13 protein-coding genes and 2 rRNA genes are annotated in these 15982 nt (G+C 70.0%); 13 read left to right on the forward strand and 2 right to left on the reverse strand.

Going from position 1 to position 15982, the window contains the following annotated elements; genetic code table 11:
- The 10 genes from BLV57_RS00005 to BLV57_RS00050 form a co-directional block, all read left to right on the forward strand.
- Positions 1 to 317: ribosomal RNA gene (locus tag BLV57_RS00005) — 23S ribosomal RNA — on the forward strand; the annotation flags it as partial.
- Positions 318 to 415: 98 nt separating this feature from the next.
- Positions 416 to 532 (forward strand): 5S ribosomal RNA (rrf, locus tag BLV57_RS00010).
- Positions 533 to 1584: 1052 nt separating this feature from the next.
- Positions 1585 to 3450 (forward strand): hypothetical protein, encoded by a 1866-nt coding sequence (locus BLV57_RS00015; RefSeq protein ID WP_091284930.1) that lies wholly within the window; start codon positions 1585 to 1587, stop codon positions 3448 to 3450.
- Positions 3443 to 4423, forward strand: a complete 981-nt coding sequence (locus BLV57_RS00020) for an HAD-IIA family hydrolase (protein ID WP_091284933.1) — start codon at positions 3443 to 3445, stop codon at positions 4421 to 4423. The genes BLV57_RS00015 and BLV57_RS00020 overlap by 8 nt, the downstream gene beginning before the upstream one ends.
- Before the next feature lie 42 nt (positions 4424 to 4465).
- Positions 4466 to 4663, forward strand: coding sequence for a hypothetical protein (locus tag BLV57_RS00025; protein WP_091287776.1), 198 nt, complete (start codon positions 4466 to 4468; stop codon positions 4661 to 4663).
- 4 nt (positions 4664 to 4667) lie between these two features.
- The gene (locus BLV57_RS00030) at positions 4668 to 5483 is read left to right on the forward strand and encodes a TlyA family RNA methyltransferase (protein WP_091284936.1); all 816 of its coding nucleotides are present in this window, start codon (positions 4668 to 4670) and stop codon (positions 5481 to 5483) included.
- Entirely contained in the window at positions 5480 to 6403 is a 924-nt protein-coding gene (locus BLV57_RS00035; protein ID WP_091284939.1) for an NAD kinase, read from the forward strand. Before BLV57_RS00030 ends, BLV57_RS00035 begins: the two co-directional genes overlap by 4 nt.
- 105 nt (positions 6404 to 6508) lie before the next feature.
- A complete protein-coding gene (gene recN / locus BLV57_RS00040) occupies positions 6509 to 8329 on the forward strand; it encodes a DNA repair protein RecN (protein WP_176968440.1) in 1821 nt (606 codons plus the stop codon).
- 95 nt (positions 8330 to 8424) lie between these two features.
- The gene (steA, locus tag BLV57_RS00045; RefSeq protein WP_091284944.1) at positions 8425 to 9609 is read left to right on the forward strand and encodes a putative cytokinetic ring protein SteA; all 1185 of its coding nucleotides are present in this window, start codon (positions 8425 to 8427) and stop codon (positions 9607 to 9609) included.
- Positions 9606 to 10553 carry a copper transporter gene (locus BLV57_RS00050; RefSeq protein ID WP_091284946.1) on the forward strand — a complete coding sequence of 316 codons (948 nt, stop codon included), beginning with the start codon at positions 9606 to 9608 and terminating at the stop codon, positions 10551 to 10553. Before steA ends, BLV57_RS00050 begins: the two co-directional genes overlap by 4 nt.
- 66 nt (positions 10554 to 10619) lie before the next feature.
- Here the strand turns inward: BLV57_RS00050 and aroA are convergent, their stop codons facing one another.
- The gene (aroA, locus tag BLV57_RS00055; protein WP_091284948.1) at positions 10620 to 11918 is read right to left on the reverse strand and encodes a 3-phosphoshikimate 1-carboxyvinyltransferase; all 1299 of its coding nucleotides are present in this window, start codon (positions 11916 to 11918) and stop codon (positions 10620 to 10622) included.
- Between the two features lie 94 nt (positions 11919 to 12012).
- Here aroA and BLV57_RS00060 point away from each other — a divergent pair, with 94 nt between their 5' ends.
- A complete protein-coding gene (locus BLV57_RS00060; protein ID WP_091284950.1) occupies positions 12013 to 13713 on the forward strand; it encodes a CTP synthase in 1701 nt (566 codons plus the stop codon).
- Positions 13710 to 14336, forward strand: coding sequence for an NUDIX domain-containing protein (locus tag BLV57_RS00065; protein WP_091284953.1), 627 nt, complete (start codon positions 13710 to 13712; stop codon positions 14334 to 14336). Before BLV57_RS00060 ends, BLV57_RS00065 begins: the two co-directional genes overlap by 4 nt.
- 91 nt (positions 14337 to 14427) lie before the next feature.
- Here the strand turns inward: BLV57_RS00065 and BLV57_RS00070 are convergent, their stop codons facing one another.
- Positions 14428 to 14943: a DUF1707 domain-containing protein gene (locus BLV57_RS00070; protein WP_091284955.1), complete on the reverse strand. Its 516-nt coding sequence runs from the start codon at positions 14941 to 14943 to the stop codon at positions 14428 to 14430.
- Positions 14944 to 14993: 50 nt separating this feature from the next.
- Here BLV57_RS00070 and xerD point away from each other — a divergent pair, with 50 nt between their 5' ends.
- Entirely contained in the window at positions 14994 to 15929 is a 936-nt protein-coding gene (gene xerD / locus BLV57_RS00075) for a site-specific tyrosine recombinase XerD (RefSeq protein WP_176968441.1), read from the forward strand.
- The last annotated feature ends 53 nt before the right edge of the window (positions 15930 to 15982 follow it).

Here is a 15982-nt window from a genome sequence, read left to right on the forward strand (position 1 = left end):
GAACGTCGTGAGACAGTTCGGTCCCTATCCGCCGCGCGCGTAGGATACTTGAGGAAGGCTGTCCCTAGTACGAGAGGACCGGGACGGACGAACCTCTGGTGTGCCAGTTGTCACGCCAGTGGCATGGCTGGTTGGCCACGTTCGGAAGGGATAACCGCTGAAGGCATCTAAGCGGGAAGCCTGTTCCAAGATGAGGTATCCCACCCCCTTTGAGGGGTTAAGGCCCCCAACAGACCATTGGGTTGATAGGCCAGAAATGGACGCACAGTAATGTGTTATCGAGTTGACTGGTACTAATAGGCCGAGGGCTTGCCCACAAAAATGCTTCGCATCCACTCTACAGCTCTGAAACCCCACACCACGTGGGCCGGCAAGCAGGATCTGTCGGTACCGCGGTGTGAGTGTTTCGTAGTGTTTCGGTGGTTATAGCGCCAGGGAAACGCCCGGTCCCATTCCGAACCCGGAAGCTAAGCCTGGTAGCGCCGATGGTACTGCAACCGAAGGGTTGTGGGAGAGTAGGACGCCGCCGAACTTACCGTGGAAAGAGGCCCGAGGCCTCGGTCGAGAACCAAGTGTTCTCCCGAGCCTCGGGCCTCTTTTTCATACCCAAAACCCGGCCGCACCGGCCCCGCCCGCGCCCCTCGGACGGGCATCATCCGTGCACAACGGGACGACACCCGTGCACAGCGGGACGACACGCGTACGCGGATGGACGACACGCGTCCCTGGATGGACGACGCGACCTCCCGCGCCCGACGCTCGTACCCCGGCGGCCGCCAGCCGTACTGGATGGCCGGCGCGCGTACCCAGCAAGGCGGGACGTGTACCTCGCGGGTCGGCGCGCGTGCCCAAGCAGTCGGCAAGGCTGCGGAAACCCGCGGCGCCCGGGCACGTCGTCCGTCTGTGCACGCGTGTCGTCCATCCACGAACGCGCGTCGTCCGTCTGGGTACGCGTGTCGTCCGTCTGGGTACGCGTGTCGTCCATCCACGAACGCCGTGTCCCACACCCGGGCACCTCGTGTCGACCACCCGGGCACCTCGTGTCGACCACTCCGGCACCTCGTGTTGAACGCCCGGGCACGAGTCCTGACTTCCCAGGTGCGCGTGCCGACTCCTCTGGTACGCGCACCGACTCGCTGGGTAGGCGTACCGACGGCTCTGGCACGCGAGGCGCCCAGCTAGGCACGCGGGCTGAGCGCTCGGGTGAGCGAGTGGCCGGGCAACCGTGGGGGCATGGCTGGCCGGGCATGGCCGGGCGAACGTGGGGGCATGGTCGGGCGGGGTATGGCCGGGCGGCGCCGGGGTGGCTCGGGCTGGGTTTTTGCTGCTCAGGTACGGGTGTTTGCCGGGCTCGTACGGGTGTTTGCTTTCTGTGTACGGGCGGGTCGGCGGGGTGGGGTTTTCGTGGGGGATGGGGTGTTTTTGTTGGGTGGGTCACTGGTTTGAGAAGCGGGGCAATGGGGTGAGCGGGGGACGGGGCTCCGCCGCATTTGGCCTGAGTGCGGTCCGTTAGAATTGCCGATTGTCCGCGTTGGCGGACCTTCTTCGTATGTTCAGTGTTTTTTCGGTGGCAGGAGGCCCCAAGTGTCCGAGTTCGGTCGACGTGACTCAGAGGATGAGGCGGCGTCTGGCCGGTCGGCTCGTCGCGACGCCGCCCCGCGAGGGAAGAGCGTTGGCGGCCCGCGGGGCGGCGCCAGGCAAGACCGCGGTGGACGGGATGGTGGCTATCAGGGCCGTCCGCGCCGCGATGACCGGGGCGACCGGGGTGGTTACCAGGGCAACCGGGGCGGCGGTGGCCGTGATGGTGGTGGCTCGGGTGACCGGGGGCAGCGCTCCGGTGGTTACCAGGGGAACCGGCCTGCCGGTGGTGGGTACAACAAGGACCGTGGCGACCGGCCGACCGGGGGTTACCAGGGCAACCGTGAGGACCGGCGCTCCGATGACCGGCGTTCTTCGGGTGGCTACCAGGGGAACCGGTCCGATGACCGTCGTTCGGGTGGCTACCAGGGCAACCGTGACAATGACCGGCGCTCCGGTGGCTACAACCGGGATGATCGGCGCCCCAGTGGCGGGTTCAACCGGGATGACCGCTCTGACGACCGGCGCTCCGGTGGTTACCAGGGGAACCGTGACAACGACCGTCGCCCGAGCAGCGGTGGTTACCAGGGCAATCGCGACAACGATCGCCGGCCGAGCAGCGGTGGCTACCAAGGCAACCGTGACAACGACCGTCGCCCGAGCGGTGGCTACCAGGGCAATCGGTCCTCTTCGGACGATCGTCGTGGTGGTTACCAGGGCAACCGCGACGACAAGCGTTCCGGCGGCTACAACCGCGACGATCGCCCTTCGTACAACAAGGATCGCGGGGACCGTCCGTCCTACAAGGACCGTGGTGACCGGCCGTCGTACAACCGGGACAACAACGACCGGGGCGACCGCCCGAGCTACAACAAAGATCGCGGGGACCGCCCGTCCTACAACAAGGACCGTGGGGACCGGCCGTCCTACAACAAGGACCGCGGGGACCGGCCGAGCTACAACCGCGACGACCGCCCGTCCTACAACAAGGACCGTGGCGACCGGCCCGCATACAACAAAGACCGTGGTGAGCGGCCGAGCTACAACAAGGACGACCGCCCGTCGTACAAGGACCGCGACAGCAAGCCCCGCTTCGAGCGCAAGGACGACCGTCCGTCCCGCGGCAACCGCGACGAGATGCGCGCGAAGCACTCGTCCCGTCCGCCGGGCCCCAAGGACGACGCCGAGCTCGCCAGGGAGCTCCTGCAGGCCCCCGAACTGCCCGAGGGCATCGAGTTCTCGGACCTCGACGACGAGATCCGCCAGGACCTCCGCACGCTGCCCAAGGCGCTCGCGGAGACCGTCGGCAAGCACCTGGTCGCCGCCGGTGGCCTGATGGACACCGACCCCGAGAAGGCGCTCGAGCACGTCAAGTACGCCAAGGCGAAGGCCTCCCGCGTGCCGGTCGTGCGTGAGGCGCTCGGCCTCGTCGCTTATCAAGCCGGCAACTGGTCCGAGGCGCTTTCGGAGCTGCGGGCGGTGCGGCGGATGACGCGGAGCGATGTGCACATCGCCGTCATCGCGGACTCCGAGCGGGCCATGGGCCGTCCGGAGCGGGCGCTCGACCTCGCCAAGGAGGTCAACACCGACTCGCTGCCGAAGGATGTGCAGGTCGAGCTGCGGATCGTGGCCGCAGGCGCGCGGCGTGACCTCGGGCAGCTGGATGCGGCCGTGGTCGCGTTGCAGACCGATGACCTGGTTCCGTCCAAGCGGGACCCGTGGAGCGCTCGCCTCTTCTACGCCTACGCCGACAACCTCGAGGCGGCCGGGCGCAAGGAAGACGCGCTCAAGTGGTTCCTCAACGCCGCCGAGGCCGATGAGGAAGACGAGACCGACGCCGCCGAGCGGGCCGCGGAGCTGGGCAGTGAGTGACGCCCTGCTCGCCGGGTACGACGCGGTGCTGTTCGACTTGGACGGCACCGTGTACCACGGCGCGCAGGTGATCGAGGGCGCCGTTGACGTGATCGCCGACATCCGCGCTCAGGGCGCGGCTGTCCGGTTCGTCACGAACAACGCCTCGAAGGCCCCTGAAGCCGTCGTCGAGCACCTCGGCGAACTCGGCATCGAAGCACAGGCCCACGAGGTCAGCACCAGTGCTCAGGCGGGTGTCGCGCTGCTCAAGGAGCGCGTGCCCGCCGGCACGCACGTGCTGGTCGTCGGCGCCGAGTCGCTGGCCGACGAGGTGCGCCGGGCGGGCCTCGTGCCGGTCAGGGAAGCGAGCGAGACCGTCGGGGCCGTGGTGCAGGGGCATTCCCCCGACAACGGCTGGCGGATCCTGTCCGAGGCCGCGCTCGCCATCCGCGCGGGCGCGCTCTGGGTCGCCACCAACGTGGACAAGACGCTGCCGAGTGAACGGGGCCTGCTGGTCGGCAACGGCTCGATGGTCGCCGCCGTGCGGTCGGCCACCGACGCTGAGCCGCTCGTCGCCGGGAAGCCGCAGCCGGGGCAGTTCCTGGCCGCGGCGAAGGGCGCCGAGCGGCCGCTGGTTGTCGGGGACCGGCTCGACACCGACATCGCGGGCGCTATCGCGGCCGAGATGCCCGTCTTGTGCGTGCTCGGCGGGGTCGCCACGCCATCCACCCTGGTCACGGCCATCCCCAAGGAGCGGCCGCAGTTCATCGCGAGGGATCTCACCGGCCTCCGCGAACCGGCCGAAACCCTGAAAGTCGGTCCCAGCCAGACGTGGACGGTCGACGTCCGCGACGAGCTGGTCGTCTCCGGGGACGGTGACGCGCTCGACCTGCTGCGGGCGCTGTGCCACGCGGCTTGGGAGTCGGGTGTGACCGGTGTCCGCGCGGACGGGCAAACGGCCAGCCGAACGCTGGCCGAACTCGGTATCGGCTAGCGTGACGGGGTGCATCCGCAACACACGCCGTACCCGCGGCCGATGCCGGGACCACCGCCGTCCCGGCCGGTCGATGCGGACCAGACAGAGCCTCAGGACACGGACCCGCGTGCCGGCATCGACGAAGCCGTGAGCGCGCTCGACGAGCTGGACAGGCTGCCGCTGTCCGAGCACGTCGAGCGGTTCGACGCCGTGCACACCGAGCTCACGGTCGCACTGTCCAGCATCGACAAGGTCTGAGCCCATGCCCCGCAGGGCCCGCCTCGACGCGGAACTCGTCCGGCGCGGTCTGGCCCGCTCCCGCGAACAGGCCTCGGCGCTCATCACCGGCGGCAAGGTGACCGTGCGCGGCATGGTCGCGAGCAAGCCCGCCACCGGCGTGGAATCCGACGCGCCCATCGTGGTGCGCGACGAAGACGACCCCGGCTGGGCCTCGCGCGGCGCGCACAAGCTGCTCGGCGCGCTGGAGGCCTTCGAGGAACTCACCGTCGAGGGCAAGCGCTGCCTCGACGCGGGGGCGTCCACCGGCGGCTTCACCGACGTGCTGCTGCGCAACGGCGCGTCGACCGTGATCGCCGCCGACGTCGGCCGTGGTCTGCTCGACTGGCGGCTGCGTACCGACGAGCGCGTTGTGGTCAAAGACAAGACCAACGTCCGCAGCGTGACCCCCGAGGACCTCGGCGGGCAGGTCGACCTGGTCGTCGGCGACCTTTCGTTCATCTCGCTCAAGCTCGTGCTGCCCGCGCTGGCCGCGTGCGCGAAACCCGGCGCCGACCTGGTGCCGATGGTCAAGCCGCAGTTCGAGATCGGCAAGGAACGCCTGGGCAGCGGCGGTGTGGTGCGCGATCCGGAACTGCGGGTCGAGACCGTGCTCGGCGTGCTGGCCGAGGCCGCGAAGCTCGGCCTCGGCTTCCGGGGCGTCGCCGCAAGCCCGTTGCCGGGGCCGTCCGGCAACGTCGAATACTTCATCTGGTTGCGCCGGGATCCGGAGACCTCCACTGTGGACACCGTGGAGATCGAGGCACAGGTGCGGAAGGCCGTCCTGGAGGGCCCGCAGTGAACGCCGACCGTGAAGTGCTGCTCGTCGTGCACCCCGACTACGACACCACCCGCTCCGCCGCGCGCGAGGTGTCCGCGAAGTTCTCCAAGGCGGGCATCCGGCTGCGGGTGCTCGACAAGGAGGTCCGCGACCTCATCGAGCCGAACCAGGGCCTCGGCTCACCGTGCCTGGTGGTCGCGCCCGAGGAGGACCCGGCGGAGGGCACCGAGCTGGTGTTCGTGCTCGGTGGTGACGGGACGCTGCTGCGCGCGGCCGAGCTGGCGCGCCCGCACGGGGTGCCGGTGCTCGGCGTGAACCTCGGGCGGGTCGGGTTCCTGGCCGAGGCGGACTTCGACAAGCTCGAGGACACCATGCAGCGCGTGGTCGAGCGCAACTACCGCGTCGAAGAGCGGATGACCATCGACGTCACCGCCACCTGCGACGGCGAGGTCATCGCCGAGACCTGGGCGCTGAACGAGGCGAGCGTCGAGAAGAGCAGCCGTGACCGCGTGCTGGACGCGCTGATCGAGGTCGACGGCAGGCCCGTGTCGGCGTTCGGCTGCGACGGCGTGCTGTGCGCGACGCCGACCGGCTCGACCGCGTACGCGTTCTCCGCGGGCGGGCCGATCATCTGGCCGGACGTGCAGGCGCTGCTGGTCGTGCCGAGCAACGCGCACGCCATGTTCGCGCGCCCGCTGGTGGTGTCCAAGGACTCCGAGATCACCGTGGGCATCGACCCCGACGGGTCGACCGCGGTGCTCACCTGCGACGGCTCCCGGCACTTCGACCTGCCAGCCGGCACGCGGATCCAGGTGGTCAGCGGCCGGGTCCCGGTGCGGCTGGTGCGGCTGTGGGACGGGCCGTTCACCGACCGGCTGGTGCAGAAGTTCGCGCTGCCGGTGAAGAGCTGGCGTGAGCGACACGCCCGGGGCACCGAATAGAACAAGTGTTTGAATGCGCCGTTCACCGCGCTTTCTCGCGGTTTCGGCGCCAAAAGGCCCCCTGTGCTGCGCGAAGCCTCCGGGTAGGCGACTACGGTGGTGCCCGTGCTTGCCGAGATGCGCATTCAGGGCCTCGGAGTGATCGAGGACGCCCTGCTGGAGTTCCACCCGGGCTTCACCGTGGTCACCGGGGAGACCGGCGCAGGGAAGACCATGGTCGTGACCGGGCTGCACCTGCTCTCCGGAGGCCGGGCCGAGGCGTCGAAGGTGCGCGTCGGCACGAACAAGGCCACCGTCGAGGGCCGGTTCATCCTGGTCGGGGCCGAGAACGCCAAGGGGATCGTCGAAGACTCCGGCGCGGACGTCGACGAGGACGGCAGTGTGATCGCGCTGCGCTCCGTCGCGGCCGATGGGCGCTCGCGGGCCCACCTCGGCGGGCGTTCGGTGCCGGTCGGGGTGCTGTCCGACCTGTCGGAGCAGCTGCTCGCGGTGCACGGGCAGAACGACCAGCTGCGGCTGCTGCGCCCGTCCGAGCAGCGGGACGTGATCGACCGGTTCGCCGGGGTCGCCGTCGCCGATCCGCTCGCCGCCTATCGCGAGGTCCGTGAGGACTGGCTGGCGGTGGTCAACGAGCTCAACGAGCGCACCAGCCGGTCACGGGAGCTCGCGCAGCAGGCCGACATGCTCAAGCTCGGGCTCAGCGAGATCGAGGCGGTCAACCCGGAGCCCGGCGAGGACAACGAGCTCACCGAGAAGATCAAGCGGATGGCCGCGGTCGACGAGCTGCGTGAGTCCGCGGCGGGCGCGCAGGCCGCCGTCTCCGGCGCCGCCGACGGTGATCCGGACGTGGTGAGCGCGCTCGCGCTGATCGCCGAGGCGCGGCGCCGGGTGAGCTCTTCCGAGGACCCGATCCTGCGTGACATGGAGCCCAGGCTCGCCGAGGCGGCCGTGCTGCTGTCCGATGTGGGCACCGAGCTCACCGGGTATCTCGACGGGCTCGACGCCGATCCGGCGTTGCTGGAGAAGGTGCTCGCCCGCCAGGCCGACCTGAAGCGGCTGACGCGCAAGTACGCGGCCGACGTCGACGGCGTGCTGGCGTGGGCCGAGGACGCCCGCGCGCGGCTGTCCACAATGGATACGTCGGAGGAGGCGCTCGCCGCGCTCGCCGACCGCCGGGACGAGCTGGCCGCCGAGCTGGCCGAGCACGCGGCGACGCTGTCGGCCGCGCGTGCGCTGGCCGCCACCGAGCTGGCCGAGGCGATCACCTCGGAGATGGCCGGGCTGGCGATGGGCCAGGCCGAAATCGAGGTCACCGTGCAGCGGCGGCCCGCCGAGGCCAACGACCCGTACGCGCTCAAGGTGTTCGACACGATGGTGCACGCGGGCACGGACGGCGTCGACGAGGTCGAGCTGCTGCTGCGCGCGCACAACGGCGCCCCGTCGCTGCCGGTGCACAAGGCGGCGTCCGGCGGTGAGCTCTCGCGCGTCATGCTGGCGATCGAGGTCGTGCTCGCGCACGCCGACACCACGCCGACGCTGGTGTTCGACGAGGTCGACGCCGGGGTCGGCGGCCGCGCGGCGGTCGAGATCGGCAGGCGGCTGGCGCGGCTCGCGCGCAGTCACCAGGTCCTGGTGGTCACGCACCTGCCGCAGGTGGCCGCGTTCGCCGATCAGCATCTGGTGGTGGACAAGGGCACGTCCGGCGGGATCACCCGCAGTGGCGTGCGCGTGCTGGAGCAGTCGGAGCGGGTGATCGAACTCGCGCGCATGCTCGCCGGAATGGAAAGCACCGAAACGGGCCGCGCGCACGCGGAGGAACTGCTCGCGGTCGCCGAGGCGGACAAGAGCGTGCCCGAGTCGTGGAAGGAATCACCCACCCGTACGGGTAAGAAGAAAGGCGCCACCGCGGGAAAACGTGGTAAATAGCCAGTTCAGGTGCGGTAAGGGTCACGGGTAATTGTCCGTGGTCGCTTCGGCGTGGCGGACGCGTTCTCGCGTGTCACTTTGTCACCATCAGAAGCATGAAGCTCACCGGTCTGCTCGCCCGTAACTCCGAAACGCTGCCCGGGGTCACCGGAGTGGCCCGTGTCGATCGCCGCACCCGCGAACTGCTCCGCCGCATCGGGGCAGGTGACATCGTCGTGCTCGACCAGATCGACCTGGACCGGTCGACGGCCGACGCGCTCGTCGACGCCGAGGTCGCGGCCGTCATCAACGCTTCACCCTCCATTTCCGGGCGCTTTCCCAATCTCGGGCCGGAAATCCTGCTCGCGGCCGGCATTCCGCTGATCGACTCGGCGGGCAGCGAGATCCTGCGCCGGGTGAAGGACGGCACGAAACTGCGCGTGCTCGATGGCGTGGTTTATGTCGGTGACCGCGAGATCGCCAAGGGTTTCGAACAGACCGCGGAAAGCGTCGCCGATCTGATGATCGAGGCGAAGGCCGGTATGTCCACCCAGCTCGAGGCCTTCTCCGCGAACACCATCGAATTCCTGCGCCGTGAGCGCACACTGATCCTCGACGGCGTCGGCGTGCCCGAGCTGCGGGTGCCGCTCAAGGAGCGCCACGTGCTCGTGGTCGCGCCGGGCAACGGGCACGCCGAGGACCTGAAGAAGCTCAAGAAATACATCGCCGAGCATCGCCCGGTGCTGGTCGGCGTCGACGCCGGCGCGGACACGCTGCGCGCGCAGGGGCACCGGCCGGACATCATCGTCGGCGACCCGCAGGGCATCGGCGCGGACACGCTGCGCCAGGGGGCGGAGGTCGTCGTGCCGGCGCAGCCGGACGGGCACGCGCCCGGCCTGGAACGCATCCAGGACCTCGGCATCGGCGCGGTCACCTTCCCCGCGTCCGGCAACGCCGAAGACCTCGCGCTGCTGCTCGCGGACGCGCACGACGCGTCGCTCGTCGTCACCGTCGGCTTCCAGGCCACCCTGCGCGAGTTCCTCGACCAGGGCCGGTCCGGCTCCAACCCGTCCACCTTCCTCACCAGGCTGAAGCTGGGCACCAAGCTCGTCGACGGCAAGGCGGTGGCCACGCTGCACCGCAGCCGGGTCTCGATCGGCGCCATCGTGCTGCTGGTGCTCGCCGCCATCGTGGTGGTCGTCGCCGCGCTGCTCGTCTCCGACGTCGGGTCGGTCTATCTCGACTGGGTGCGCGACACCTGGAACTCGTTCATCAGCTGGGTCAAGGGGCTCTTCACGTGATTTCTCTGCGGTACCACGTCGTTTCCATCGCCGCCTGCTTCCTGGCGCTCGCCGTCGGGGTCGTGCTCGGCTCCACCGCGCTGAACGGCTCGCTGATGTCCGGCCTGTCCAACCAGAAGGACGACCTCGCCAAGCAGGTGTCCGATTTGGAGGGTCAGCGCAACGCGTTGAACGCGCGTCTCGCCGACGCGGACGCCTTCGCGGGCTCGCAGGGCGCGCGCATCGTCTCCGGTCTGCTCGACAAGCGCTCGGTCGTGCTGGTGACCACAGAGGACGCCAAGCCCGCCGACCGCGACGCGCTCAAGCAGCTCATCGGCCAGTCGGGCGCTTCGGTCACCGGCGAGGTCCAGCTGACCGCGTCGTTCTCGGACCCGTCGAAGTCGGACCAGCTCCGCCAGATCGTCACGCGTCTGCAGCCCGCCGGCGTGCAGTTCCCGACGGCGCCCGACTCCGGGACGCTCGCGGGCGCGCTGCTCGGGTCCGTGCTGCAGCTGAACAAGGACACCGCGAAGCCGCAGTCGTCGCCGGAGGAGTTGACCGCGGCTCTGAGCGGGCTGACCGACGGCGGTTTCGTGAAGGCGGCGGGCGACGTCAAGCCCGCCCAGCTGGCCGTCGTGCTGATCGGCGCTCAGGCGACCGGTGACGGCGCGGGCGACAAGGCGGCGACCATCGCCCGCTTCGCGACGCAGCTGGACCGCTCGGGCGCGGGGACCGTGCTGGCCGGTGTGCCGGGCTCGGCTGACGGCACTGGCGCCATCGGCGTCGTCCGCGCCGACACCTCGGCCACGTCCATCCTGTCCACAGTGGACAACGTCGACACCTCGGCCGGGCGAATCACCACCGTCCTCGCCCTCCGCGAACAACTCGAAGGCGCCTCAGGCCGCTACGGCCTGGCGGGCAACGCCCAGGGCCCCGCCCCAGGCGTCAAGCAGCCAGGTTCGTGAAACCCCGAAAGTGACTTTCGTCAGGTGTTATCTGACGAAAGTCACTTTCGGGGTTTGCATACGGGGTCAGGCGGTGACCATCGAGGACCAGGCGTCGACGAAGCCGGGGAAGGTCTTGCCGACTGTGGCCGGGTTTTCGACGTCGATGCCGGGGATGCGGAGGCCGAGCACCGCGCCTGCCATGACCAGGCGGTGGTCGTCGTAGGTGTGGAAGACGCCCGCGGTCATCGGGGCCGGGGTGATTCGCAGGCCGTCCTCGGTGTCCTTCACGTCGGCGCCCAGGCCGGACAGCTCGGCGGCCAAAGCGGCCAGGCGGTCGGTCTCGTGGCCGCGCAGGTGCGCGACGCCGGTGATCACCGACGGGCTGTCCGCGAAGCACAGCAGCGAGGCGATGACCGGGGTCAGCTCGCCGACCTCGTGCAGGTCCAGCGTCGCGCCCGAGAACGAGCCGCCACCCTCGACCGTCAGGCCGCCCTCGTCGAGTGAGACCGAGGCGCCCAGCTGGGTCACCAGGCCGCGCAGGTAGTCGCCGGGCTGGGTGGTCGACGACGGCCAGCCCTCGATCCGGACCTTGCCGCCGGTCAGCAGCGGGGCGACCACGAACGGCGCGGCCGTCGAGAGGTCGGGCTCGACCGTGTAGACCGGGCAGGACAGGCGCGCGGGCGGGACGTGGAACTCGACGCCGTCGCGGTCCACTGTGGCGCCGAAGCGGCGCAGCATGTCGAGCGTCATCGCGATGTGCGGCTCGCTCGGCGGGTTGCCGCCGACCAGGCGCACGGTGACGCCCTTCTCGGTCGCGGGCGCGGCCAGCAGCAGCGCCGAGAGGAACTGGCTGGAGGCCGACGAGTCCAGGTCGACGCGGCCGCCGGGCAGGCCGCCGTGGCCGCGGACGGTGAACGGGGGCGCGGCGCGGCCGTCGTCGTCGATGTCGGCGCCGAGGTCGCGCAGCGCCTGCAGCAGCGGGCCGATCGGGCGGCGGCGGATGGCCTCGTCGCCGTCGAAGAGCACGGGGGAGGAGCCGAGCGTGGCCAGCGCCGGGGTGAAGCGGGCGACCGTGCCCGCGTTGCCCAGCACGACGTTCACCGTCTCTTCGACGTGGATCCTGGCGGGGTTGAGCGGATGCACCAGGTAGCCGCCGCCCGGCGTCTCCTCGGAGCGGGCGCCGAGCGCGGCGAGCGCGCCCAGCATCAGCCTGGCGTCGCGGGAATCGAGCGGCGCGCGCACGCGCGTGGGCGCGGTCGCGAGCGCCGAGAGCACATAGGCGCGGTTGGTGATCGATTTCGAACCGGGGACGCGGACCACCGCGTCCAGCGGAGCCTCGGCGACCGGGGCGGTCCAGCTGTCTTCGTCCGTCACGCGAGGCATCCTAGTGGACACTCCACGAAAGATTTCCACTCGTTTGGCGGTTACCGGCGTGGCCATCGCGCGCCCCGGCGGTCGTGAGATAGGGTGGAAGCCCGTGGGACTTCAGTCGCGGGCTACCAAGTATGTCTTTGTCACCGGAGGCGTTGCCTCCTCTCTGGGTAAGGGACTCACGGCTTCGAGCCTGGGTCAGCTCCTTACCGCACGTGGGCTCCGGGTCACGATGCAGAAGCTGGATCCTTACCTGAACGTGGATCCGGGCACGATGAACCCGTTCCAGCACGGCGAGGTCTTCGTCACCGAGGACGGCGCCGAGACCGACCTCGACATCGGGCACTACGAGCGCTTCCTCGACCGCGACCTCGACGGCAAGGCCAACGTCACGACCGGCCAGGTCTACTCCGAAGTGATCGCCAAGGAGCGGCGCGGGGAGTACCTCGGTGACACTGTGCAGGTCATCCCGCACATCACCGACGAGATCAAGTCGCGGATCATGGCGGCGGCCGAGGCCGACGTCTCCGGCCAGGCGCCGGACGTGGTGATCACCGAGGTCGGCGGCACGGTCGGCGACATCGAGTCGCTGCCGTTCCTCGAGGCGTGCCGTCAGGTCCGGCACGACGTCGGCCGGGATCACTGCTTCTTCCTGCACGTCTCGCTGGTGCCGTACCTGGCGCCGTCGGGCGAGCTGAAGACGAAGCCGACCCAGCACTCGGTCGCGGCGCTGCGCAACATCGGCATCCAGCCGGACGCGCTGGTCTGCCGGGCCGACCGTGAGCTGCCGGAGGATCTCAAGCGCAAGATCGGCCTGATGTGCGACGTCGACACCGACGCCGTCATCGCCTGCCCCGACGCGCCGTCCATCTACGACATTCCCAAGGTGCTGCACGGCGAGGCGCTCGACGCCTACGTCGTCCGCCGCCTCGGACTGCCGTTCCGTGACGTCGACTGGACGGTCTGGGGCGATCTGCTCAGCCGGGTGCACAACCCCTCGGAGACCGTCCGGGTCGCCGTGGTCGGCAAGTACATCGACCTGCCGGACGCGTACCTCTCGGTCACCGAGGCGCTGCGCGCGGGTGGTTTCGCCAACCGGGCGAAGGTCGAGATCGTCTGGGTCGCCTCCGACGACCTCCAGACCAAGGCGGGCGCGGCCGCCGCACTGTCCACCGTCGACGGTGTGCTGATCCCGGGTGGATTCGGCATCCGCGGCATCGAGGGCAAGCTCGGCGCCGTCGAGTACGCCCGTACCCGCGGCATCCCGCTGCTGGGTCTCTGCCTTGGCCTGCAGTGCATGGTCATCGAGGCCGCGCGCAACCTGGCTGGCCTGGAGAACGCGGGCTCGACCGAGTTCGACGAGAACACCCAGTACCCGGTGATCTCGACGATGGCCGACCAGCTCGACGTCGTCGCGGGCGAGCGGGACATGGGCGGCACCATGCGTCTCGGCGCGTACCCGGCGAAGCTCAAGGCGGGCTCCCAGGTCGCGAAGGCGTACGGGTCGACCGAGGTCTCCGAGCGGCACCGGCACCGCTACGAGGTCAACAACGCCTACCGCAAGCGTCTTTCCGACGCCGGTCTGGTGTTCTCGGGCACCTCGCCCGATGACCGCCTGGTCGAGTTCGTCGAGCTGCCCGCGGACGTGCACCCGTTCTTCGTCGGCACGCAGGCGCACCCGGAGCTGAAGAGCCGTCCGACCCGCCCGCACCCGCTGTTCGACGCGTTCGTGCAGGCCGTCGTCGCCCGCCGGACCGCCGAGCGGCTGCCGGTCGAGCTGCCGGAGACCCCGGTGGCCGCCCGATGACCGAGCCCGGCACGCACGAGTTCACCGTGGAGTCCACAAGGGACATCCACATCGGACGCGTGGTCGGCATGCGGGTCGACGAGGTCCGCATGCCGGGTGGCGGCACGGCGAAACGCGAGATCGTCGAGCACCTCGGCGCGGTCGCGATCGTCGCGCTGGACGCCGACGGCAACGTCACGCTCATCCACCAGTACCGGCACGCGCTCGGGCACCGGCTGTGGGAACTGCCAGCGGGCTTGATCGACAAGCTGGGGGAGGACCCCGTCGAGGCGGCCAAGCGCGAGCTGGTCGAAGAAGTCGGTCTCGGCGCCGAAAAGTGGGAGACCCTGGTCGACGTCGCCGCGTCGCCAGGGTTCACCGACGAGGTGGTCCGCGTCTACCTGGCCCGCGAACTGTCCGAAGTGGACAGGGACGTGCTCGGTGACGAGGAGGCCGATCTGGTGGTGCACAAGGTCTCGCTGGCCGAGGCCGTCCGGATGGCGCTCGCGGGCGAGCTCGTCAACGGCGCGACCGTGAGCGGCGTCCTCGCGGCGCACACGGTGATCAGCGGCTACGGCCAGGCCCGTCCCGCCGACGCGCCCTGGGAAGACCGCCCCACCCGCTTCGCATCCCGAGGCCTCTGAAAGCCCGAAAGCCACTTTCGTCAGGTGTCATCTGACGAAAGTGGCTTTCGGGGGATGTCATCTGACGAAAGCCACTTTCGGGCAAAAAGCGTCAGTCGCGGAGGCGGCGGCCGAAGGGGTCGGTGCCGCCGTTGGCGAGCAGCAGGATGCCGTCGATGAACGGCCAGATCGCGCCGATGCCGAAGGTGAACAGGGTGACCAGGAGCTGGGCCACCGCGATGCCCGTGTGCCCCGTGTAGAACCGCCCGGTCCCGAACGGGAACACGATCTGCAGCACGCCCGCGACCATCCTGGACTTCGGCGAGTACTGCGCCGGGGGCGGCGGCGCCCAGTGCGGCACCGGCAACGCCCCCGGGGGCGGCGGCGAGTAGGCGGGCTGCGCGAACGTCATCGGCGGGAGCAGGAAGACCGGCTTGGGCGCGGGCAGGTCGTCGAAGAGCGGCCGCAGCTCCGCCCTGGTCTTCGCGTCGAGCACACCGGTCACCCGGGCCTCGTACTCCTCCGTGCTGAGCCGCCCCTCGGCGAAGTGATCGCTCAGCACCTTCATCGCCTCTTCTCGTTCGGCGGTGCCGATGCGGAGGTTCTCCGGTTCCGGTGCGGTGGACATGCCTTGAACGGTAGCTCGAATCACCCGTGAGAGGCCTTAGAGTGTCGTCCGTGGCAAAGGCGGGCACCACCGGTGTGGCCCACGTCGTGGCGGCGTATCTCGATCATCTGACGGTCGAGCGCGGCACGGCGCGCAACACCCTGGACAGCTACGCGCGTGATCTTCGCCGGTACACCGAGCATCTCGAGACGGCGGGTGTGCGCGACTTCGCCGAAGTCACTTCGGAGCAGGTCAGCGCCTTCGGGGTGGCCTTGCGCGAGGGTGACGAGGAGCATCAGCCGCTCGCCGCGTCCTCGGCCGCGCGGGCACTGGTCGCGGTGCGCGGGCTGCACAAGTTCGCCCACGCCGACGGCATCACCGAACACGACCCGGCCCGTGAGGTGCGCCCGCCTTCGCCGGCGAAACGGCTGCCCAAAGCGTTACCGGTCGGCGACGTTCTCCGGCTGCTCGACACCCCGCCCGCCGAGGGCGAGCGCTCGCTCCGGGACCGCGCGCTGCTGGAACTGCTCTACTCGAGCGGCGCGCGCATCTCCGAAGCCGTCGGGCTGGATATCGACGACATCGACGCCGACGAGCGCACCGTCCTGCTCGACGGCAAGGGCGGCAAGCAACGCCTGGTGCCCATCGGCAGACCGGCCGTCGAAGCACTGCACGCCTACCTCGTGCGCGCCCGTCCCGAGCTGGCCAGACGCGGCCGCGGCACGGCGGCGGTGTTCCTCAACGCCCGCGGCAGCAGGCTCTCGCGGCAGAGCGCTTGGCAGGTTCTCAAAGACACGGCCGAGCAGGCGGGCATCTCGGCGACCGTCTCGCCGCACACCCTGCGGCACTCCTTCGCCACCCACCTGCTGGAAGGCGGCGCGGACGTCCGTGTCGTCCAGGAGCTGCTGGGACACGCCTCGGTGACCACCACGCAGGTCTACACGCTGGTCACCGTCAACACCCTGCGCGAGGTGTATGCGACTGCCCATCCGCGTGCACTCGGGTGACTAACTCGGTAGTAGCCCGGCGTGCCTCGTTGGCGGTCGCCGATATCCGCGCA

The sequence above is a fragment of the Amycolatopsis xylanica genome (assembly GCF_900107045.1).
Lineage (GTDB): Bacteria > Actinomycetota > Actinomycetes > Mycobacteriales > Pseudonocardiaceae > Amycolatopsis > Amycolatopsis xylanica.

Coding starts and splice junctions, on each gene's coding strand:
- aroA (WP_091284948.1), bottom strand. CDS start 11,918: ATGCCTCGCGTGACGGACGAAGACAGCTGGACCGCCCCGGTCGCCGAG.
- steA (WP_091284944.1), top strand. CDS start 8,425: ATGAAGCTCACCGGTCTGCTCGCCCGTAACTCCGAAACGCTGCCCGGG.
- BLV57_RS00065 (WP_091284953.1), top strand. CDS start 13,710: ATGACCGAGCCCGGCACGCACGAGTTCACCGTGGAGTCCACAAGGGAC.
- BLV57_RS00025 (WP_091287776.1), top strand. CDS start 4,466: ATGCCGGGACCACCGCCGTCCCGGCCGGTCGATGCGGACCAGACAGAG.
- BLV57_RS00030 (WP_091284936.1), top strand. CDS start 4,668: ATGCCCCGCAGGGCCCGCCTCGACGCGGAACTCGTCCGGCGCGGTCTG.
- BLV57_RS00070 (WP_091284955.1), bottom strand. CDS start 14,943: ATGTCCACCGCACCGGAACCGGAGAACCTCCGCATCGGCACCGCCGAA.